Source organism: Bacillus sp. P4_D3, from assembly GCF_056401855.1.
In genome coordinates this window covers 1-1295 of sequence record NZ_JBFUIN010000819.1, presented here as the reverse complement: position 1 = coordinate 1295, position 1295 = coordinate 1, and the positions used below count along the sequence as shown (strand labels likewise).

Below are 1295 nucleotides of genomic sequence, written 5' to 3'. Positions count from 1 at the left end.
TAATGGGAAAGTCCGCTGGGAAGATCCAGTGAAAATAAGTGCAAAATCGGCACAAACAGAGGGTGCAAAAATCCCAATGCAAGTAAATGATACGTTAACTGTTAAAGACTTATATCATGCGTTAATGATTGAATCGGCTAATAATTCGGCTGTCGCTTTAGCAGAACATGTAGCTAAGACGGAAAAAAACTTTGTTCAACTTATGAATGAAAAGGCTCAGCAGTTAGAAATGTCAGATAAAGCTAAATTCGCGAATGCTTCCGGATTACAGGAGCCCGACGGAAGTGAAACAAAAATGACAGCAGCTGACGTAGCGAAATTAGCGTATCATCTTATAAAAGACTATCCAGAGATATTAGAAGTGACTCACTTACGTCAAAGTCAGTTAGCATTTAATAATATTAATGTTACAAGCACAAATGAGATGTTAAACAAAAATAATAAAGCTTTATATATAGAAGGAATAGACGGATTAAAAACAGGATTTACAGATAGCGCAGGGTATTGTTTTACAGGTACTGCAAAACAAGGCGATAATCGCATTATTACAGTTGTTATGGGGACAAAAAGTAAAACAAAACGTTTTACAGAAACAAATAAATTAATGTCCTATGCATTTCAATTGCTTAATTAGGTGAAGAAGTAAGTTAATTGCTATAAAAAAAGACAGACAGTTTATTTGAACCTTGATGTTGGTGATAATAAGCTGTTTTTAAATTTTTGAGAGTATGGGGAGTAAAAACTCAAGTGATATCATTTGAGTTTGTTTTTGTTTGTTGATATTATAAAGTTAAGAACTTATTATTAATAAGTTTAAGAGGTGTTATATGCTTCGTACATATGATATTGCCTCAAATGAAAAATTGGAGGGAATTGTGATGGCAAAAGATTTTTACTCAGCAATTGAAGACAGAAGATCTATTTACGCGATTAGTAAAGAGCAAGTAGTTTCTGATGAAAGAATTCAAGAAGTGATTTATCATGCTGTGAAACATACACCTTCGGCTTTTAATTCTCAAAGTGCAAGAGTTGTTGTATTACTAGGTGAACAACACGACAAATTATGGAATGTTACGAAAGAAACGTTACGAAAAATTGTACCTGAAAATAATTTTGCACCTACTGAAGAGAAAATGAATGCATTTAAAAGTGGCTATGGAACTGTTTTGTATTTCGAAGATAGTAAAGTAGTAGAAAGTTTGCAAAAGAACTTTGCACTATACAAAGATAATTTTCCTACATGGTCTCAGCAATCTTCTGGAATGTTGCAATTTGCGATTTGGACAGCATTAGAG

General features: G+C 33.2%; 2 protein-coding genes. Both read left to right on the top strand.

What is annotated here, in order from left to right; translation table 11 throughout:
- A partial coding sequence (locus AC1DTM_RS26990) for a D-alanyl-D-alanine carboxypeptidase family protein (protein WP_477001328.1) occupies positions 1-634 on the top strand: 634 nt, incomplete at its 5' end.
- A 244-nt stretch (positions 635-878) separates the two neighbouring features.
- On the top strand, positions 879-1295 hold a 417-nt coding region (locus AC1DTM_RS26985; RefSeq protein WP_477001329.1), incomplete at its 3' end, for a nitroreductase family protein.